This is a genomic window from Alteromonas sp. 07-89-2, from assembly GCF_013113925.1.
GTDB lineage: Bacteria > Pseudomonadota > Gammaproteobacteria > Enterobacterales > Alteromonadaceae > Alteromonas > Alteromonas macleodii.
The window spans coordinates 46,767-65,616 of sequence record NZ_VTYM01000019.1 but is presented as its reverse complement, the minus strand read 5'-3'; the positions used below and the strand labels follow the sequence as shown (position 1 = coordinate 65,616).

At 44.7% G+C, this 18,850-nt stretch carries 15 protein-coding genes; 9 read left to right on the top strand and 6 right to left on the bottom strand.

Annotation, left to right across the window (positions count from 1 at the left end):
• Position 1: 1 nt before the first annotated feature.
• Positions 2-427: a hypothetical protein gene (locus F0261_RS13495; RefSeq protein ID WP_171338223.1), complete on the top strand. Its 426-nt coding sequence runs from the start codon at positions 2-4 to the stop codon at positions 425-427.
• Between the two features lie 21 nt (positions 428-448).
• Entirely contained in the window at positions 449-1,333 is an 885-nt protein-coding gene (locus tag F0261_RS13490; protein WP_171338222.1) for a peptidoglycan-binding protein, read from the top strand.
• Positions 1,334-1,529: 196 nt separating this feature from the next.
• Here F0261_RS13490 and cynS read toward each other — a convergent pair whose 3' ends face one another.
• From cynS to F0261_RS13460, 6 genes are all read right to left on the bottom strand, one after another.
• A complete protein-coding gene (cynS, locus tag F0261_RS13485; protein WP_171338221.1) occupies positions 1,530-1,979 on the bottom strand; it encodes a cyanase in 450 nt (149 codons plus the stop codon).
• An 18-nt stretch (positions 1,980-1,997) separates the two neighbouring features.
• On the bottom strand, positions 1,998-3,908 hold the full coding sequence (locus F0261_RS13480) for a protein phosphatase 2C domain-containing protein (protein WP_171338220.1): 1,911 nt from the start codon (positions 3,906-3,908) through the stop codon (positions 1,998-2,000).
• Positions 3,909-4,034: 126 nt separating this feature from the next.
• Complete coding sequence (locus tag F0261_RS13475; protein WP_014949030.1) at positions 4,035-4,883, bottom strand: formate/nitrite transporter family protein; 849 nt, start codon at positions 4,881-4,883, stop codon at positions 4,035-4,037.
• Positions 4,884-5,323: 440 nt separating this feature from the next.
• Positions 5,324-7,390 carry a DUF3488 and transglutaminase-like domain-containing protein gene (locus F0261_RS13470; protein WP_171338219.1) on the bottom strand — a complete coding sequence of 689 codons (2,067 nt, stop codon included), beginning with the start codon at positions 7,388-7,390 and terminating at the stop codon, positions 5,324-5,326.
• The gene (locus F0261_RS13465) at positions 7,387-8,520 is read right to left on the bottom strand and encodes a DUF58 domain-containing protein (RefSeq protein WP_171338218.1); all 1,134 of its coding nucleotides are present in this window, start codon (positions 8,518-8,520) and stop codon (positions 7,387-7,389) included. The genes F0261_RS13470 and F0261_RS13465 overlap by 4 nt, the downstream gene beginning before the upstream one ends.
• A gap of 36 nt (positions 8,521-8,556) precedes the next feature.
• Complete coding sequence (locus F0261_RS13460) at positions 8,557-9,504, bottom strand: MoxR family ATPase (protein ID WP_171338217.1); 948 nt, start codon at positions 9,502-9,504, stop codon at positions 8,557-8,559.
• A 500-nt stretch (positions 9,505-10,004) separates the two neighbouring features.
• Between F0261_RS13460 and seqA the strand changes: the two genes are divergently transcribed.
• From seqA to F0261_RS13425, 7 genes are all read left to right on the top strand, one after another.
• On the top strand, positions 10,005-10,790 hold the full coding sequence (gene seqA / locus F0261_RS13455; RefSeq protein WP_171338216.1) for a replication initiation negative regulator SeqA: 786 nt from the start codon (positions 10,005-10,007) through the stop codon (positions 10,788-10,790).
• A gap of 47 nt (positions 10,791-10,837) precedes the next feature.
• On the top strand, positions 10,838-12,490 hold the full coding sequence (gene pgm, locus F0261_RS13450) for a phosphoglucomutase (alpha-D-glucose-1,6-bisphosphate-dependent) (RefSeq protein WP_014978904.1): 1,653 nt from the start codon (positions 10,838-10,840) through the stop codon (positions 12,488-12,490).
• A gap of 218 nt (positions 12,491-12,708) precedes the next feature.
• A complete protein-coding gene (locus F0261_RS13445; RefSeq protein WP_014949036.1) occupies positions 12,709-15,186 on the top strand; it encodes a glycogen/starch/alpha-glucan phosphorylase in 2,478 nt (825 codons plus the stop codon).
• Positions 15,187-15,482: 296 nt separating this feature from the next.
• Positions 15,483-16,787 (top strand): bifunctional diguanylate cyclase/phosphodiesterase, encoded by a 1,305-nt coding sequence (locus F0261_RS13440; protein ID WP_014978905.1) that lies wholly within the window; start codon positions 15,483-15,485, stop codon positions 16,785-16,787.
• Between the two features lie 145 nt (positions 16,788-16,932).
• Entirely contained in the window at positions 16,933-17,964 is a 1,032-nt protein-coding gene (gene astE, locus F0261_RS13435; RefSeq protein ID WP_014978906.1) for a succinylglutamate desuccinylase, read from the top strand.
• Positions 17,957-18,367: an HIT domain-containing protein gene (locus tag F0261_RS13430; RefSeq protein WP_171338215.1), complete on the top strand. Its 411-nt coding sequence runs from the start codon at positions 17,957-17,959 to the stop codon at positions 18,365-18,367. Before astE ends, F0261_RS13430 begins: the two co-directional genes overlap by 8 nt.
• 56 nt (positions 18,368-18,423) lie before the next feature.
• Positions 18,424-18,750 (top strand): heavy metal-binding domain-containing protein, encoded by a 327-nt coding sequence (locus F0261_RS13425; protein ID WP_014978908.1) that lies wholly within the window; start codon positions 18,424-18,426, stop codon positions 18,748-18,750.
• Positions 18,751-18,850 lie beyond the last annotated feature (100 nt).

The window sequence follows — 18,850 nt, the reverse complement described above, 5'->3', positions numbered from 1 at the left end:
TATGCCGACTTTCAGACCGCCTAATATTGACCCCGTTTTAAGCCAAGAGGCGCAACATCTGGTAAGCACAGCAGCTGCTAAAATGGATGAGTGGTTAACCAATGCGTTTAAAAAACTTGAGGCAGACTTAGACGACGACCTTAAAGACTTACAGGCAAAAATGCAGGCAGAGCACGCGCAGTTTATTGCAGAAGAAAGAAAGCGAAGTGAAGAGCTACTTGAACAAATAAAGCGCCTGAAAAGTGCTGGGAATAATCTTACGCCTTTAGATCCTGAACAAAAGCAAGTTATAGAACAACTGGCGCAACTGACGAACCAGGCCGAAACTGAGTTAAATGCCAGAGAACAACGATGGAAGGAGTTCGGTAATAAAACCACATCACTTGCCCTTAATGGGGTGAAAACCCTGTTAAAAGGTATTATTTGAAGGGATTAAAGGCAAAATAACATGCTCAAACTTGACGATGGTTTTGCAAGAGGCCGTCCCGACTGCAAAGCGGAAGTAATGCATTTACAGCGGTGTTTTAACAAGCTGTCTATCCACATGGCGGTGGACGGTTATTTTGGTATAAGTACAGAATTAGCGGTGGCAGAGTTTCAACACGCACATGGTTTACCTGTGACCAAGGTAGTCGACAATGGGACCTGGCTTCGCATTGAGCAACTATTGTTTGACCAGTATCAGGCAACAGGAGCCTCAACCACACCAGATGCCCCTCAGGCTGACAAAAGTGAAACAGCTTCAAGTAAGCCAACTAGCGACGTTTGGACATGGTTTCGCGGAGATCTAGCTTGGTTACATGATATAGAAGGGCACGCTGGCAAAACATACTGGCCGGGCAGTGCATCTGGGATTACTCTCGACCCAGGCTTTGATTTGGGCTATCAAGAGCCCGAAGAATTGGAAAAGCATTATGCGTCTATGCTTAACTCTGCTCAGCTTGAGGCATGCAAAGGCGTTTTAGGATTAAAGGGGCGGGGGGCGAAAACATTTCTCAATCAATCCCTTGATCTATTGAGCATTCGCATATCGAAAAACCAAGCGCTTAAGGTGTTACCCCACATTGCAGAGCCTTATTGGGTGGCAGTGACAAAGCGCTTCCCTATGGTGAAGGATGTTAGTTGTCCGGGGGCAGTACATACTGCCTTGTTATCACTGGCGTTTAATCGTGGGCCAAACAACAATGCGCTGGAATGTTTACATGCGCCGCTTGCTCAACAGGACTGGCAAGCTTGTGCGACAGAAATTGGTAATATGCAGCAAGATCACGCGCTTGCTGGCATACGCAAGCGCAGGAAAATGGAAGCTGAATTGATTACAAAGAGCGTGTAGCAATATTTTGCGTACACCAAGCTGTTGCCCAACCTTTGCAATCTCGTTCTTTTATAAGCTCGCTTATGCAGCACCTAGAGCCCTTTAACTTAGTTCAGCTTTTTGGCTATTGGGCCTCAAGGTCTGTTTCGCAATTAAAAGGCATCCAGTTAGAACACAATTCGCAAACCAAAGATCAACAGGTTCTCGTTAGATGTTAATACATTTTGTAAGGTAAGAATTTACCAGACATTACAACACTGACGCGATCACCTTTAGGATCGTTTTCGCGCTGTAAATCCATAGAAAAATCAATGGCGCTCATGATGCCGTCGCCAAACTCTTCATGAATTAATTCCTTTAAGGTAGTGCCATACACATTCACCAATTCATACCAGCGGTAAATTAGCGGGTCAGTAGGGACTTCTGTTGGTAACGAGCCTTTGTAAGGCACAATTTGAAGCCAGGCAATCGCTTCGTCGGTAAGCTCAAGTAATTCGCCCACGGCTTCAGCTTGCTGTTTTGTCATGGCCATTTGTCCTAAGCAAGCTGCTGTACTCCATTCTTTTGACTGACCAATAACTTCGGCAATCTGACTCCACTTTATGCCTTTTAAAATTTTGGCTGACTGGATCATGTCGGTAACTTGGGTTCTCGATGTAATCATTTGCATTTCCTTAAAGGGTTAGTTAAACAAAATGAGCGTAACTAGATTGCTGAAAATAAGTGCCAGTATTAGCACCTTGTACATAAAAAGAGGGTGTCGTTTTACTAACGGCTCGTACGCCGTATGTTGTGATGGATTTGGGTAGCGAAGCGAAAAAAGAAACTCAGATAGTGAAGAAAATCGCTTATCAGGGTTCACATGCAAAGCACGTTTAAGGGCGCTATCAACCCAATTAGGTATTGGCCGATTAGGAGCCAATGCGGTTTGGTATTTTAACTTTTTCTGCTCGGCCAACGTGCGACAGTGAGCGAGCTTTGTGCCATAGGGGTAACGCCCGCACAAAAGATAGTAGGTGAGTACGGCTAAGGAAAACAGATCAGAGCGCTCTGTGCCTACATTTCCTAAAAAGTATTCAGGTGCGGAAAAAAGTGCAGCGCCAGGAATAGGTGTGTCACTATAGAGGCTTGGGGCATCGGCTAAGGCTGCTGAACCCAAATCTATAATAGTACAGTGCCCTTGTTCGCTAATAATAATATTGTCGGGGCGTATATCCCTGTGAACAATGCCCTGACGGTGCATTGCCTGTAAACCTTTACCAACTTGCTCGATTATATTCCTAACTTGCTCTAGTGGGGGCGTAGGATTATCAACAGCCCATTGAGCTAGCGTTTGACCTTGCACATATTCACTTACGCTGTAAAAAGCAGAAGGAGGGTACGTTAAACCCAAATCAGTAAAGGTTGGGCTTTTAATTACATGTGACGAATTAATCCGTCTCGAAAACCAGCTCTCTATTAGGAACCCATTTACCATTTCTGGTGATAGGGTAAAGTCGGTAGCCGGCGTTTTTACAACCACAGGGCTGTTTGTGTGCGTAGCTTCATAAGACGAATTGGTGGCAATAAAAACATGGCTTCGGGCCGACGTATAAAGCTGTCGTTCTAGCTTCAGTCCATCAACATCATCACCCGTTTTGAAGTTTGCGGCAGTAGGCTTTTTGCATACTTGTTCATCAGACTGCTGATTTGAGTAATGAATCGCAGCATCAGATACCTCAGAATTGGTTATCAGTTGGTCGCCCAATGACCTGTGAAGTACAGATGAATGAGGTGAACTTGAAACGCCGGTATACGGTGGATGTCTGTGATCGTTTAGGCCATCATGGCTAGCTACAAGAACCTTAACTAGAAGTAAGGTGAGGTTGTCATCGCTTCCTCTAGTAAATGCCTCATGTACTACCAACGCAGCTTGGTTTTCAGAAAGCGTATCGGCCTCACTGATTTTCATAAGAATGGTAGGTAGCGAAACAAACTCATAAACCCCGTCGCTACTTATCGAAAACGTGCTCGATGAGTTGAGGGTGAGTGTTGTGTGGTCGATGTCTATATGTGCTTGAACGCCTAATGCTTTAGTAAGATAACTCTGCGAAGGCTCACTTTCCGATACTTGACGATGAGGTTTTGTGAGTAAGACAGGCGACTGTGCGTTCTTAGAAATAACCTGAATTTGACAATCCCCCACATGAAATACATCCATGTGATTGCCTGTTAACAATGCCACTGTTAACGTGCAAACATAACCTTTTTCTGGTGTATAGCAAAAGGGACTTCTTTGCGTACGAGTGTAAAGCAGCGCGTTTATCTCTTTAATAATGGTTTCAGCGCGCGTCTTAACCGACCATTGTTCCGGCGCCATATTAAACAGTTTAATAAACTGACTGGTAGCAAAGTCGCTAGCAACTTGGCTAACCGTACTGCTACTTACACCGTCGGCGATAACAAAAACGCTGCTTTGATTTAGGTTATCAGAAACATGAAAAGCGTATGCATCTTGGTTTATCGCCTTAACGCCGGCTGTAGAAAATGCACTTACACTGAGCGTGTTAGCTGGTGGGTTAATTGGGGCGTTTAACGCGGCTCGCTCATTCATGTTTAATTGCTTCTTATCTTCATATTTAATTATGAGCCCAATTAGTTATTTCCAAGGAAACGGATAACGCCATCATGACTTGCCTTATAGGGACAGGGCATGATGGCTTTAAGATAAGCGCCTTAATTAAATAGGCAGTGTTTGCGAGGCAGCGGCCTTATCAACAGGGATAGTACGTTTTGGTAGCGTCTTAACATGGGTGGTGTACAGGGTTAGTCCAGTAAAGGCGAGGCCACCAACAAGATTTCCAAGTGCGGTTGGGATCTCGTTCCAAATGAAGTAGTCCATAACCGAGAAGTCGCCGCCCATAATAAGGCCAAATGGGAAAAGGAACATGTTTACTACGGAGTGCTCAAAACCCATAAAGAAGAACAGCATGATAGGCATCCACATGGCTAGTACTTTTCCGCTAACGTGGGTTGAAATCATTGCACCCACTACGCCTAGCGACACCATCCAGTTACACAACATGCCGCGAATAAAAATGGTGAACCAGCCTGCAACGCCGTGTTCTGCGTAGCCCAATGTACGAGCTTCGCCAATGCTGGCTACCTTAGTCGCGATGGCACCGCCATCCACGTTATACCCCATGGTAAAAATAAACGACATCATAAAGGCAACGGTTAATGCGCCGCCAAAGTTACCTAAAAATACTAATCCCCAATTTCGTAGAATTTGTTTTGGCGTGACGCCAGGTCGCTGTGCAAGCCAAGCGAGTGGGGTAAGTACAAACACGCCGGTTAATAGGTCAAACCCCATAAGGTAGAGCATACAAAAGCCCACTGGGAATAACACTGCGCCAAGAAGAAACACGCCGGTTTGAACGGCAATGGTAACGGCAAAAACAGCGGCAAGGGCCAATATTGCACCTGCCATATAAGCGCGGATTAGAGTATCTCGTGTAGACATATAAATTTTGGCTTCGCCTGCATCTACCATCTTGGTTGCAAACTCAGCGGGGAGAAGATAAGCCATGGTTTCACCTCACGTTGTCGTTATTAATAAGTTGTCATCTGTGTGTTGGCGTTTACTGTTTCAATGCGTTCCAGAAGATCAAAAAAAGGCGTCCGCAGCGCTCTCGTAAGAAAGAACTGGGGACGCCTTTGTCCGAAACTCATGCATTGTGGTAGCTAACAAATAAACCGTCGGTTATGTGTACGCCTTTGTACTCTAAAGCCCGTTGGCAACTAATACTTGTATAAGCGCCTTCGTACTTTTGTTATCCATTTGTACAAAGCTAAAAAAGTGCCAATAACCAAAATGTACGTAAATGCGTTATTTATTGCTTTTAAAAACAATGCTTTGTATAAATTTATGGCTGTGTTGATAGACGCTTGCGCCAAGGCACTATTAATTAGTCTGCACTAAAAAGGGGGGAGTGTGAGTGTTTAAGGTGCAACCGGTTTAACCATTTCCTACTTTAATGCCTGTTTTAACATTTTTAACTGACGCTTCATGGTTGGATAAACTTTTGTCTCTTGTGTTCGGTGTGCGTATTTTTCGTGCTCAAATTGTTCACACAGAAGTGTTAGTGCCTTGGCAGCATCTTCGTTTATCAAAGGGTTAACTTCACTCATAAAGGCGGACAAGGTTTTATTCCCTCTTTCTTTTCCTGTTTTAGCTTCAACGCATTTTATTGCGTTTAGTAAAACTCTGTGTGAGGGCGACAGTGTGTTGCGATGCGTTTTGGGTAAAAAATAAAGTGCTAAAATAAGCCCAATTAGGCCAATGGCGGAAAGAAATACAACTCGCATTTTTTGCGGCGTTAGCGAGCCTAGTAATTCTTCAAGCATGTTGGTTTGCGCAGTATTGTCAAAGCCCAGTACCCATTTACTCCATGAGTAATCGAGTTGTTGAAACCAGCTTTGTAACGTTGCAAAAATAGCAGCGTTGCTAAGGTCGCCCAAAATACTGGCTTCACGAGACTCCCCAAGCTCTTCCAGCGCACGTTCAAGCCCGAGGGTTAAACGAGACGGTGCCACCATACTTGTTGGGTCGTGTCGAATCCATACACCATCAATAAATGCTTCCACCCACGCATGTGCATCGTACTGCCTTATTTGAAGCACATTGTCATTAAGTGCGCTTCCGCCCTGGTAGCCTGTTACCATCCTTGCCGGTACCCCTGCGGCGCGAAGCACATACACCATGGCGCCTGCGTAATGGGCACAAAAACCTGAGCGTTCTTCAAATAAAAAACGATCGATGGGGTCAGTAGGCATGGCGTTCGGCGATAGGGTGTAGCGGAAGCCCCTTTGATTAAATTCACGCATTATTGCGCTAACTATTTGCTGTGCGCTTGAATATTGTTTGGCAAGTGTCTGTCCCCATGCCCTGGCTTGAGGGTTGCCATTCATGGAAATCTGAAGGTTTAGTTGCGATTCAAAATTTCCTATTCCGCTAGTGATTTGAGCAGTTGGATAGTAGCGCAGATAAAACGCCTTCTTACTGGATATTGGGCTATTCGCCCTTAACGTAAAATCAAAAAGACTTCTTACGAAAATACTGTTCTCGCGGTTGTTGGGTGTCGAAGGCGCTAGCGCAAACAGCCAAGTTTGCTGTGTGGGTTCCACGATCAATTCATAACTTATCACTTGAGGCGTGTTTTCCTTGGCCAGAGCTGACAAGGGTGTTGGCTTGCCCATGTAAGCTAACTGCTGCTCTGCCTGTTTGCGTTTGTTGCTAATAGACCAGGTTTTCCCGTCAAAATGTTCTAAGGTCATAGCGCGCCAATACCTGGACGGTGCAACAGGGACTGCTTCTGCATTTTCAAATGTGGCGCTGAAAGCCAATTCAGATGAACTTGCAAGTGACGCAATATCACCAGGCGTCACCGTGTCAGAAAGCCCGGTTTCAGTCGACTTTGACGTGGGCATCTGCCAAAGCGGAGGGAGTTGGGGAAGCAGTAAAAACAGTAGCAGCGCGATAGGGAACGCTTGGACAATAAGTACGGTCACGAATTTAATGCTTTTTGATTTGGGTATTCCTGCACCGTGATAAATGGCAGTCGCGAATAGCAGCAGGGCCAGTATTCCTGTATAGCCAATCCACGCAAATACGCTTAGAGACGAGATAAATCCGCAGCCGATTAAGAACAAACAGGTACATACAATTAAGTGAAAATCTCGTTTTTTATCAACCAGCATGATTTTGAGCGCGCATGCGACGGTCAATAGGTTAATCATGCTATCAAGCAATCCTACTGAAAAGCCGAACCACGATAATGCGAACACTGCCAATATCGCCAGCAAGTTAACCGTGCGTGATGTTGGCAAACTATTCAATGCACTAAGGCCTGCGGCTCTCACTGTCACAGCGCATCCACCTAGCATAATTACCCATGTCATAAGCGGCGCGGTGAGAGAAAAAAGAATAAGAGAGAAAGCTATGCAGAGCATAAGCACAGCCACGGACGTTGGTTGGCTAAACACGCTTTTAACAACGGTTAATTGCGTTAAACGGCTTAAGATAGCGAAGCTCATTTCGTTGACCTCGCTTTTTCATTCTTTATGGAAGATATTGAGACCGTTTTATTTGAGGTTGAAGAAGCTTGTGATGAATGCGAATTCAAACACGCAAGTGCACTAAGACATTCGTGCATTTGTTTTACCCCGTGAGCAGGGGCTATGTTAAGCCCTTTGTACTGTATTCCAAATACCCGGTCTGCGCCTGTCCAAGACAATGTTGCATAGGTAAGTGCCGACACGGCAGTTTCCACATCGATGTTTGAGGGAACTGAAAGTACAAAACTGTCGCTTTGCAAGGAGGTAAAGGATTTCGAAACCCAATTTCCGTTTTTCGCCACATGCTTCCATGATACGCGATTAAGTGGCTGTCCAACTTCGTAATCGTTTAATGCGTAGAAGTCCTCGTTACTTGTAAGGTCGTTAATCTGACTGACGCTATCCGACTCATTAGAACTCGCTACCTTATTAACAGTGACCGGACCTTCTTGAGGTTTTGCGTAGACAGTGACTTGTTGGTCAAAATCGAGGTGGGTCCAGCATTTGTATAATCCCAACGGAAAATTGCATGCAATGGTTAGTCTGCCCAGTGCAAATCGCCCCCGGACTGGTATTGAAAGAGGCACGCTGAGGGTTTGCGTTTGTCTTGTATCCGTAACTTCATTGTCGTTTAAAGAAAAGCTGTACGTCTGCTGGTCCACTGAGATGTTTTCATTGCTTGCATGAGCAGTCGTATCCATGGGGCGCACTGTATTTAGCCACTTTATTGCTAATACACCATTGCACGTTTTCGTTGACGCTGCCGCGTGAGGGATAACCTGAAGCTGCAATTCACCCTGTAAGTTACAGTGAAATGGACTGGGGGGCGTCGCTTTAAGCGCTAAACGCGCAAAGTTTTGATGAGTGTAAAACAGCGTTAATAGCATAATGCTTAAGCACAAATAGCTAAGCAGCAACATCAAGTTGTTTTGGTAGTTAGTGCCAAGTAAAAACAAACACAGCGATAGAATAATAAAAGACCAACCGAATCCGCTCGGCAATATAAAAATACTGTTTACGTTGAGGTGATGTTCGTGAGAAGCCGGAACTCGCCTGTCTAACCACTTTAATAGCCTGCGTTGTAGGTAATTTGAAAGTGAAGCTGGCATTCTACGCACCTTTAGCGCTCCGAAAATTCATGAATGCTAGGCTGCCAGTGGGTCAATACTATCGAGTAATTTCTGGCTCAGTTTTTCACCGTCAAAAGCATGGGTTTGCTGCCCTTGTGCCAACTGATGTGAAGACAATGTTAGCCTATGAGCGGTAATGGCCACGAAGACGGCCTGTACATCTTCGGGAGTAACATATGATTTTCCGGAAACTAACGCCCAGGCTTTGGCACCTTGGAGTATCGCTCTACTCGCTCGTGGCGATAGGGGATTAGGGTAATCATTACTTTCTCTACTTTCACTCACCAATCTTAGAATGTAATGAATAATGGCATCGCTGGTATGAATAGCGGCTACCTCTCGTTGCATCTCGCGCAAATTTTCCTCATTTAGTATTTGTGCAAGCGGTGCTGATGCATCCTGCTGCAATAGCATGGCTTTTTCTGCTTCCCACGCTGGATAGCCCAAAGAGATACGCATAAAGAAACGGTCGAGTTGGGACTCTGGCAAGGGATAAGTGCCCGATTGATAGCTTGGGTTTTGTGTAGCAATAACAAAAAATGGAGAGGGTAGCGCATGGGTTACACCATCTATACTTACTTGTCGCTCTTCCATCGCTTCTAACAGGGCGCTTTGTGTTTTTGGGCTGGCTCTGTTTAGCTCGTCCGCTAACACCACTTGGCTAAAAATAGGGCCGTGTCTAAACGAAAAGCGCTTTGCCTCGTCTTGTTCATTACTATGAAAAATGTTTACGCCCAACATATCTGATGGGAGTAAGTCAGAAGTAAATTGAATGCGAGAATATTGTAGGCCAAAAACTTGGGAAAGCGCATGAGAAAGGGTGGTTTTACCCATTCCCGGTAAGTCTTCAATTAATAAGTGGCCATTGGCAAGTAAACAAGTTATTGCGAGTTTTAACTGGTGATCTTTACCAATAATTTTCTGACTAAGAGCCCGCTGTACATTGATGATATCTTGGCGCATATAATTGTCACTTAAGTTTAAAGTTACTCTGTCACACTACGTATTAAACAGTGAGAAAGCGATTAAGGCTTTTCTAAGGATGTTGCGCAATGATGTTTAAGTTCATGTCTGAGTTCATGTTCTAGTTTACATGTTTAGCGAACGGTAACGAGTGCCGACAATGCGGTGTTTCGAAGGTCACTACTTCTTAATAATAGCAACGATAGTGAAAGGCTTTCTATTGAATTACCTGTTAAATTTTATACGCAGGTATATCAGCGACTTGATGGTTCGTTGAGTTGTTTCTCCTATGTTCTTAATGTTGTTAAGGCGACGTCTATTTTAAAAAAAGTAAAAACGGCTTACATGGACTATATCGACAGTAAATACGACGGAACGGGAAGCAGTAAAACGTCACTTTCCTACCTTATTAGCATAGATTCCCGCAAAACATCTGTTATTAAGTGCTGCGGAGTTTATCTGTGTTGTCTATAATGGTGCCTCTTAAAAAGGAAGTAGTTATGAAAAGCATTGAAATAGATGACGATTTATATGCCTTCATCGCCAGCCAAACGAAGCATATTGGTGAGAGTGCATCACAAATTTTAAGACGTTTACTTTTGCCTGAAGACGGTGCCGTGTCCCATGGTGTCCAGCATGGTGGGGCTTCATCTACATCTGTAAAAACAAGCGAATCAAAAAGTACAGACGTTGTAGAAACCGCAGATAACGCAAGTGAGTCAACACCCGAAGTTGAAACTCAAGTGGCGACTAAAGTACAAACCAAAGCGCCTACTAAAGCGACAGCCAGTGCAGCAGTAAAAGCAGCGCCAAAAGCCGCAGCGAAGAAAGCACCTGCTAAAGCAACGGCAGCAAAATCTCCTGCAACTTCAAGGGCAACTAAGAAGACGCCAGAAGTCTCTTCAGCAACGCCAGCAACAGAAGCTCACTCGAAAAGAGACATTCTTGATGCGGTGTCAAAAGATGCATTAGGCACATTTACCAAGCGCGTTGACCAGTTCTTGTTTGTTTTAAGTGCAGCGCACAAGCTTAATGCAGAAAACTTTACTCGTGTTGAAAGTATAAAAGGTAAAAACCGTACGTACTTTGCGACAAGTAAGGCGGCATTGTTGGAAAACGGCAGCAGTACTAATCCTAAAGCTATCCCTGATAGCCCGTTCTGGGTGGTAACAAATAACAATACTGCCAAGAAAACGAATATGCTGGAACAAGTTTTGCGTAACTTAGGCTATCAACCCGATGTTATTGAAACCGTGATTGCGCGTTTCTCTTCAGAAGGTAAATAGCAAGCCAAGGTATAGAACAACGAAACTTCTAAATAAGGATTTTTTTCATGGCATTACATCCGCAGGCTGGACAGCATGCAGCAAAAGAGCAACTCATTAACGTAGCGCAGTTAGTGAGCCAGTATTACAGCTATAAACCGGATATGAATGACCCGGGTCAAGCGGTCTCTTTTGGCACGTCAGGTCACAGAGGTACAGCTTCCAACGCTACGTTTACCGATACCCACATCAGTGCAATTTGCCAAGCATTGGTAGAGTATCGTAAACAAGAAGGTATCGACGGTCCGCTGTTCGTTGGTAAAGATACCCACGCGTTATCTGAGCCTGCCATGATTACCGCTATCGAAGTTTTGTGTGCAAACGGTGTCAATGTTGTCGTGCAGCGCGCAGACAATGAAAGCATGGGCTATACGCCGACACCTGTTATTTCACGTACTATTATTCGCTACAATCGTGCAGGTAACACCGACAAGGCAGATGGTATCGTCATTACGCCTTCTCATAACCCTCCTTCAGACGGTGGATTTAAGTACAACCCGCCTCACGGTGGGCCTGCGGACAGCGACGTAACCAAACAAATTCAAGAACGCGCAAATGAATTAATTGCAGATGGCAATAAAAATGTTAAGCGCATTGATATTCGTCAAGCTTCCGCCCGCAAATTGGTTCGTGAAGAAGACTTCATGGAACCTTACATTGAAGACCTTGCAAGCGTTATCGACATGGAAGCGATTGCAAAAGCTAACTTGAAGTTAGGTACTGACCCATTAGGTGGTGCAGGCATAGGCTATTGGTCGCGAATTGCAGATAAATATGGCTTGGACATTACCGTTGTTAACGACGCGGTTGACCCACAGTTTGGTTTTATGCGCCGGGACAAAGACGGTAAGCTTCGCATGGATTGTTCGTCTGCCTATGCGATGGCAGGGCTTATCGAGCTGAAAGATAACTTTGACTTAGCTTGGGGCAATGACCCTGATTTCGATCGTCACGGTATTGTGTGCAAAAGTGCGGGCCTAATGAACCCAAACCATTATTTGGCCGTGGCTATTAACTACCTTTATACTCACCGCCCAGAATGGCCTAGCGATTTAAATATCGGTAAAACACTGGTGTCTAGCAGTATGATTGATCGCGTAGCCAACAGCTTAGGTAAACCTTTAGCTGAAATGCCGGTAGGCTTTAAATGGTTTGTTGATGGTTTATCAAACAGCACTATTGGTTTTGCGGGTGAAGAAAGTGCTGGTGGAATTTTCCTTGAACGCAATGGAAGCACGTGGGCGACAGACAAAGACGGCTTTATTCTTTGTTTGCTGGCAGCTGAAATCCTAGCCATCACAGGCAAAGATCCTGGCGAGCACTACAAAGCGCTAACGGAAAAATTTGCAGCGCCGGTTTACAGCCGTGTTGACGTGGCAGCAACCCTTGAACAAAAGCAAAAGCTTTCGGCGATGGATGCATCTGTCGTCACTAGCGATACGTTGGCGGGCGAGCCTATCACTGCCGTTCAAACCCATGCGCCAGGTAACAACGCGGCAATTGGTGGCGTTAAAGTATCGACAGAAAATGGCTGGTTCGCAGCGCGTCCGTCTGGCACCGAACAAATTTATAAAATCTATGCAGAAAGCTTTAACGGTGAAAGCCACTTACAGGATCTAATTGCTGAAGCCGAAGCCTTAGTCGGAAAAATAATTAAATAAGTACAAAAATAAATCACTTTAAATTCCTTTTTGTAAATTAATTGTTAAAAATCGCACGAATGCATACGAATTCATGCGATTTTTTGTTATTTTAACAAAATTATTACAACATAATCGTTTAAGCGCTGCTATATTGCTGTCATATTCTGAAGTTATTCTGTAATTAAATTACGTTTTCGGTGTGTAAACACCGCTTCTACTTAAGAGTGAGACGCAAAATGAACGCAAAAGCGACCAAGACGCAACCCTCTCCAGTGATCGATAAGGCTGCATTCAAAGCAGCGGTTATTAAACACTTACACTGCACGCTAGGCACCGACGAAAACAAAGCAAACAATCACGCTTGGTGGAAAGCAACGTGCGCTGCAATTCAAGAACAAGTACTTGAAGGGTTGCGCAAAACCCAGAAAAGTCATTACCTGAACGACACGCGCGCCGTTCATTATTTCTCTGCTGAATTCCTAATGGGCCGTTTGCTTTCAAACAACCTGCAAAACTTTGGCCTATTCGATGTAGCTAGTGGCGCGTTGAAAGAGCTAGGTGTTGAAATTTCAGACATTCTTGAAGAAGAGCCTGATATGGCGCTAGGTAATGGTGGCCTTGGCCGACTAGCGGCTTGCTTCATCGACTCACTGGCGACAATGGAATTACCTGCAATAGGTTATGGTATTCATTACGAGCACGGTTTGTTCCGCCAAGAAATTAAAAGCGGTGCGCAAATCGAGCGTCCAGACAGCTGGCGTGACTACGGTAATCCATGGGAAATTTGCCGTCCAGAATCTATTCAAGAAGTATCGCTTTACGGCTATGTAGAGACTAAATATGGCGACAACGGACGAGTGCTAAAAGAATGGCACCCTGGCTCAATTGTAAAAGGTGTGCCGTGGGACATTCCGGTTGTAGGCTACGAAGGTAAAACCGTAAACGTACTGCGGTTGTGGCAGTCAGAAGCGTCTGACTACTTCAACTGGGACGTATTCAATGCGGGTGGTTATGTTGATGCACAGCGTGAAAATGTATCAGCTGAAACGATTTCAAAAGTACTTTATCCAAACGATGAGACCGAAGCGGGTAAAGAACTTCGCCTTATTCAGCAGTACTTCTTCTGCTCGTGCTCGCTTAAAGACATTATCCGTCGTTACAAGCGTGCTCATGGTGACGATTGGAGCCGTTTCGCCGATCAGGTTGTTATTCAGCTAAACGACACGCACCCAGCTATTTCTATACCAGAGCTAATGCGCATTCTTGTTGACCGCGCAGAGCTTGGCTGGGATGAAGCGTGGGGGATTTGTACAAAAGTATTTGCATATACCAACCACACCTTGCTACCAGAAGCACTTGAAAAGTGGCCTGCGCGCATGATTGAGAAGATCCTTCCTCGTCATCTAGAAATCATTTATGAAATTAACCACCGCTTTATGGCAGAGGTTGATAAGAAGTGGCCTGGTGACAATGCCATGAAAGCTAAGCTTTCAATCATTGAAGAAGGTAACGAGAAGATGGTTCGTATGGGCCACCTGTCGGTAATCGGTTCATTTGCCGTTAACGGTGTGGCAGAAATGCACTCTCGTCTTGTTAAGTCGTCTCTGTTCCCAGAGTTCGATGAACTATACCCAGGTAAGCTAACTAATGTAACCAACGGTATTACACCACGCCGCTGGTTGAAAGCGTGTAACCCAGCGCTGTCTAAGCTAATCGATAAAAAGATTGGTGAAGACTGGCCGCGCGACTTAGACAAACTGCAAGGGTTAGCTAAATTTGCGAGCAATAAAACGTTCCAGAAGCAGTTCATGAAAGTGAAGCTTGAGAACAAAGAGTTGCTAGCAGAGGAAATTCGCAAGTCACTTGATATAGAAGTAGACGTTAACGCCATTTTCGATGTGCAGATTAAGCGTTTGCACGAGTATAAGCGTCAACACTTAGCGCTTCTGAATATTATGGCGCTATACCGTCGTATTCTAGAAAACCCTGATTACGATATGCACCCGCGTGTATTTGTGTTTGGTGCTAAAGCCGCACCGGGCTACAAGCTTGCGAAAGATATTATCTTCGCTATTAACAAGGTAGCGGATAAGATCAACAACGATCCGCGCGTAAATAACAAGATTAAAGTAGCATTCTTACCAAACTACCGTGTATCACTCGCTGAAAAAATGATTCCAGCGGCAGACGTATCTGAGCAAATCAGTACGGCAGGTAAAGAGGCATCAGGAACCGGTAATATGAAGCTTGCACTGAACGGTGCGGTAACTATTGGTACACTTGATGGTGCAAACGTTGAAATTGCTGAAGAAGTGGGCGATGACAACATCTTTATCTTCGGGCTTACAGTAGAAGAAGTGAACGAGCTTAAAGCGAATGGCTATAACCCACATGACTACTACTATAAAGATCCAGAAATTAAAGCTGTACTGGATTGGTTAGAAACGGATTACTTTACGCCAGGTAAACCAGGTGCATTGGTGTCAATTAAGCAAAGCTTACTTGATAACGGTGACCCGTACATGGTGCTTGCAGATTTCCGTGCTTATTCTGATGCACAAATTGCAGTTGATGCTGCATACCGCGACAAAGAGCGTTGGGCGGAAATGGCCATCATCAATACAGCGAAGATGGGTAAATTTACCTCAGATCGTTCAATTCGTGACTACGTAGAACGCGTTTGGAAACTTTCACCGTGTAAGATTGAAAGCTAATCGCAGAACCGTAAAGAAATAGCCCGGCAGTGGTACACTCGCCGGGTTTTTTATTACCCTCTAAATACTTCTTCGTTGTTTCGTATTGGGTTCAAAATACGGCGCAGTTTGTTCTTAACGTCACCAGAAATAAGTACTACAGCCATGTTTTTGTCCAATATTAGGCTAATGTTGTACAAAAGTATAAGACGGTATACAAAATAATACGTTACTGTCGTTGCGCCTTTCGTAGCGCCATGGTTTTATATAACTAGTTGTTTTTAGTACCTCGAAGCGTAAAGCTCAAGGAAAACATCATGAGCCAACACACATCACTGGCAACCATTCCCAATCGCTATGCGTTTATCGATAGCATTTCGAAGCAAGCGTCTCGCAGTGCTTCTATTTCATTGATGCTGGTCGATGTAGTGCGTTTTTCTGATGTGACAACCAGTCTGGGCATTCATGTAGGCGATCGCTTTTTACTTGAAATAGCCAACCGCATCCAACTCCTATTTGGAACTGCGGTATCGATTGGCCGTATCAGTGGTGATGTTTTTGGCATCGTTTTTCCTAATGAAAGTAATGAAACCGTAATGCGACAAATGTTCGAACGCTTAGTCGAGCATTTCAAAACGCCAATGCATTACGATGGTACGGCTTTTATCGCAGACTTTAACGTAGGTGTGGTGTGCAGTATTAAGAATGACTTTGATATCACTTCCTTTGTTTCCCGAGCGGAAACGGCTTTAAAACAAGCAAAAGAAAACAAATACGAAAATTACTTCGCGTTGACTAAGTCAGACAAAACCGACACGGGCAGAAGTTTAGCGCTAAAAGCAGATTTAAAACGTGCATTAGCACAAAATGAACTCGAGCTTTACTATCAACCAAAAGTCGATCTGACAACGCTAGAAGTAGTGGGGGCTGAGTGCTTACTTCGCTGGAATCACCCCCTTGATGGCGTCTTATTTCCAGGTCCGCTAATCGAAGCGGCCGAGTCGTATAATATGATGAGCGAACTGGGCTACTGGACGCTTGAGCAAGCCTTTAGGGCGCTCTCGGAATTGGACCTAATAAAGCGGTCCTTAATGCTGTCTGTGAATATTTCCCCCACACAGTTATACGACAACCAGTTAGTCCCAACACTGACGATGCTGAGTCGTACGTATTCAATGCCGCTTTCGTTAATCGAGTTGGAGCTTACCGAGGACGTGGCACTGTCTAATTCATTAATGGTGAAAAAGCAGTTAGATGAGCTGCGAAGCTTAGGCGTATCTATTTCTGTAGATGATTTTGGTAAAGGGTATTCAAATCTTGCTTATATTCGAGATCTGGATTTGGATGCGCTGAAAATCGATAAGTCCTTTGTGATGGAACTTGAAGCTCACCCTGTTAATCGCGCCATTATCGAAGCGGCGAAAGTGATAGGGCATGCAAAAGAGTGCTGTGTAGTCGCCGAGGGCATAGAAACCGTAGAGCAGCTTCACATACTCAGAGAAATAGGGGTTACACAAGGGCAGGGATACCTGTTCTCTCGCGCCATTCCATTCGATGATTTCGTACAGCTTACCCAACAAGAGATAATTATCGGCAACTCGCCTAGACGCGCTCAAGCGTAGTATCTGAAAGAGCGGCAAACTGTAGTTGCGTTGTTCAATGCTTACAGCTACTGGGAATTAAACAGTGAGATAACGTGATTTTGAAGGCCTGTCTGGGTACACTGGAAGCATTCGAGATTAGACAACGTAGACAAAGCTCACACTTATGCAAGAACTTATCGAAAGCGGCCAATTTTTAACACTTTCTCGCCGTAATTCCGCATTATTTGAACGCTCTCATCAATTTACATTAGCTAATGGTACACTCGTCGATATTACCGCACCTGGCATTATTAGTTTTTCAGTGCAGCCAACCTCTAAGCCTAATAAACGCATTGTTTTATCGTGTGGTGTTCACGGTAATGAAACCGCACCTATCGAAATCTGTGATGATTTGGTTAAGGGGATCCTTACAGGGAACATAACGCTGGCACATGATGTTTTGTTCTTATTTGGCAACCTGCCCGCGATGGATATTGCAGAGCGTTTCGTTGAAGAGAACATGAACCGCTTGTTTAGCGGAGCACACTCGAAAGGCGAAGGTTTAGTGAACGAAGAGCGCGTTCGTGCTAAACAGCTTGAAGGCGCTGTGGCGTCTTTCTTCGAAGCGGGTGAGGGCACCCGATATCACTACGACCTACACACCGCAATTCGCGCCTCAAAAAATGAAAAGTTTGCGGTATATCCTTATCTTCATGACAGAATACACAGCAAAGGCCAGCTGGCATTTCTCGCAGCGTGTGGTGTGAAAACCATATTGCTGTCGGAAAGTTCGACAACCACCTTTAGCTATTTCTCGTCATATCAATACAACGCGCACGCGTTTACGGTTGAACTCGGCAAAGTGCGTCCATTTGGGCAAAACGATATGCGTCGATTTGAAGATGCGAAACAAGCGATAACGCAGCTAATTACTCAAACCGAGTACGCGCCTACGGTTGATATGGATGACCTTGATATTTATCGCGTGAACCAAGTTATAAACCGAAACGAAGAACAGTTTACGCTTCATTTCGATGACGATACGCCCAACTTTACTGACTACCCTAAAGGTACGGTATTGGCTTCTGAACCGGGTAAAGAGTACATAGCAGAGCAGGACGGCGAAGCCATTGTTTTTCCGAATGCAAAAGTGGCCATTGGGCAACGCGCCTTGTTAACCGTTGTGCCTACTACGTTGGATAAGCTAGATGTTTAAACTTGATAGCCGTTTACACAATGATACATTTTTTGTCTGTGATCTTTCGCTGTGTCGTGTACTGTTGATGAATGATAGTCAGTTTCCTTGGCTCATTTTAGTGCCAATGAGAAATGATATTGCGGAAATTATCGATTTGTCAGAAGAAGAGCAGATTACTTTACTTAAAGAGTCTGCATTGGCATCAAAAGCCATGCAGGCCTTGTTTTCACCGCTTAAACTTAATGTGGCAGCACTAGGCAATGTGGTAAGGCAGCTTCATGTTCATCACGTCGCACGTTTTGAAAATGATTGTGCGTGGCCAAAACCGGTGTGGGGCAACCAGCCCACTGTGGCTTATGATTCCAACAATGCACAGGCGCTTGTTAAGTCTATTCAGCAGTGGTTTAAAGATAACAGCTAAAGGACGTTTGTCCTAAATAGCGCAGAATAAACAGTTCACATTAAAAGGAGTTACGCATGATTGTTTCAACTACCCCAACGCTTGAAGGGCATAAAATTGAAGCTTATTACGGTATTGTTGTGGGCGAGGCCGTGATGGGCGCAAACGTATTTAAAGATCTTTTCGCTTCTATTCGCGACATCGTGGGTGGTCGCTCAGGTTCATATGAAGAAGAGCTAACCACTGCACGAAAGTTAGCGTTTACTGAGCTTGAGCACGAGGCGAGAAGTGTGGGCGCAAATGCTGTGGTTGGCATCGACTTAGACTATCAAGTGATTGGCGATAAAGGCAGTATGCTTATGGTGAGCATTAGCGGTACCGCAGTGAAAACAACCCCTTTATAAAATCAAAAAGCTCGCACACCTCAAAGTATGCAATTACCTACTTGATCAAAGCGAGGTTTTCGCCAGTTGTTCTTAACGACGGCAATACCTCGCTTTTTCG

Coding starts and splice junctions, on each gene's coding strand:
- F0261_RS13495 (WP_171338223.1), top strand. CDS start 2: ATGCCGACTTTCAGACCGCCTAATATTGACCCCGTTTTAAGCCAAGAG.
- F0261_RS13490 (WP_171338222.1), top strand. CDS start 449: ATGCTCAAACTTGACGATGGTTTTGCAAGAGGCCGTCCCGACTGCAAA.
- cynS (WP_171338221.1), bottom strand. CDS start 1,979: ATGATTACATCGAGAACCCAAGTTACCGACATGATCCAGTCAGCCAAA.
- F0261_RS13480 (WP_171338220.1), bottom strand. CDS start 3,908: ATGAATGAGCGAGCCGCGTTAAACGCCCCAATTAACCCACCAGCTAAC.
- F0261_RS13475 (WP_014949030.1), bottom strand. CDS start 4,883: ATGGCTTATCTTCTCCCCGCTGAGTTTGCAACCAAGATGGTAGATGCA.
- F0261_RS13470 (WP_171338219.1), bottom strand. CDS start 7,390: ATGAGCTTCGCTATCTTAAGCCGTTTAACGCAATTAACCGTTGTTAAA.
- F0261_RS13465 (WP_171338218.1), bottom strand. CDS start 8,520: ATGCCAGCTTCACTTTCAAATTACCTACAACGCAGGCTATTAAAGTGG.
- F0261_RS13460 (WP_171338217.1), bottom strand. CDS start 9,504: ATGCGCCAAGATATCATCAATGTACAGCGGGCTCTTAGTCAGAAAATT.
- seqA (WP_171338216.1), top strand. CDS start 10,005: ATGAAAAGCATTGAAATAGATGACGATTTATATGCCTTCATCGCCAGC.
- pgm (WP_014978904.1), top strand. CDS start 10,838: ATGGCATTACATCCGCAGGCTGGACAGCATGCAGCAAAAGAGCAACTC.
- F0261_RS13445 (WP_014949036.1), top strand. CDS start 12,709: ATGAACGCAAAAGCGACCAAGACGCAACCCTCTCCAGTGATCGATAAG.
- F0261_RS13440 (WP_014978905.1), top strand. CDS start 15,483: ATGAGCCAACACACATCACTGGCAACCATTCCCAATCGCTATGCGTTT.
- astE (WP_014978906.1), top strand. CDS start 16,933: ATGCAAGAACTTATCGAAAGCGGCCAATTTTTAACACTTTCTCGCCGT.
- F0261_RS13430 (WP_171338215.1), top strand. CDS start 17,957: ATGTTTAAACTTGATAGCCGTTTACACAATGATACATTTTTTGTCTGT.
- F0261_RS13425 (WP_014978908.1), top strand. CDS start 18,424: ATGATTGTTTCAACTACCCCAACGCTTGAAGGGCATAAAATTGAAGCT.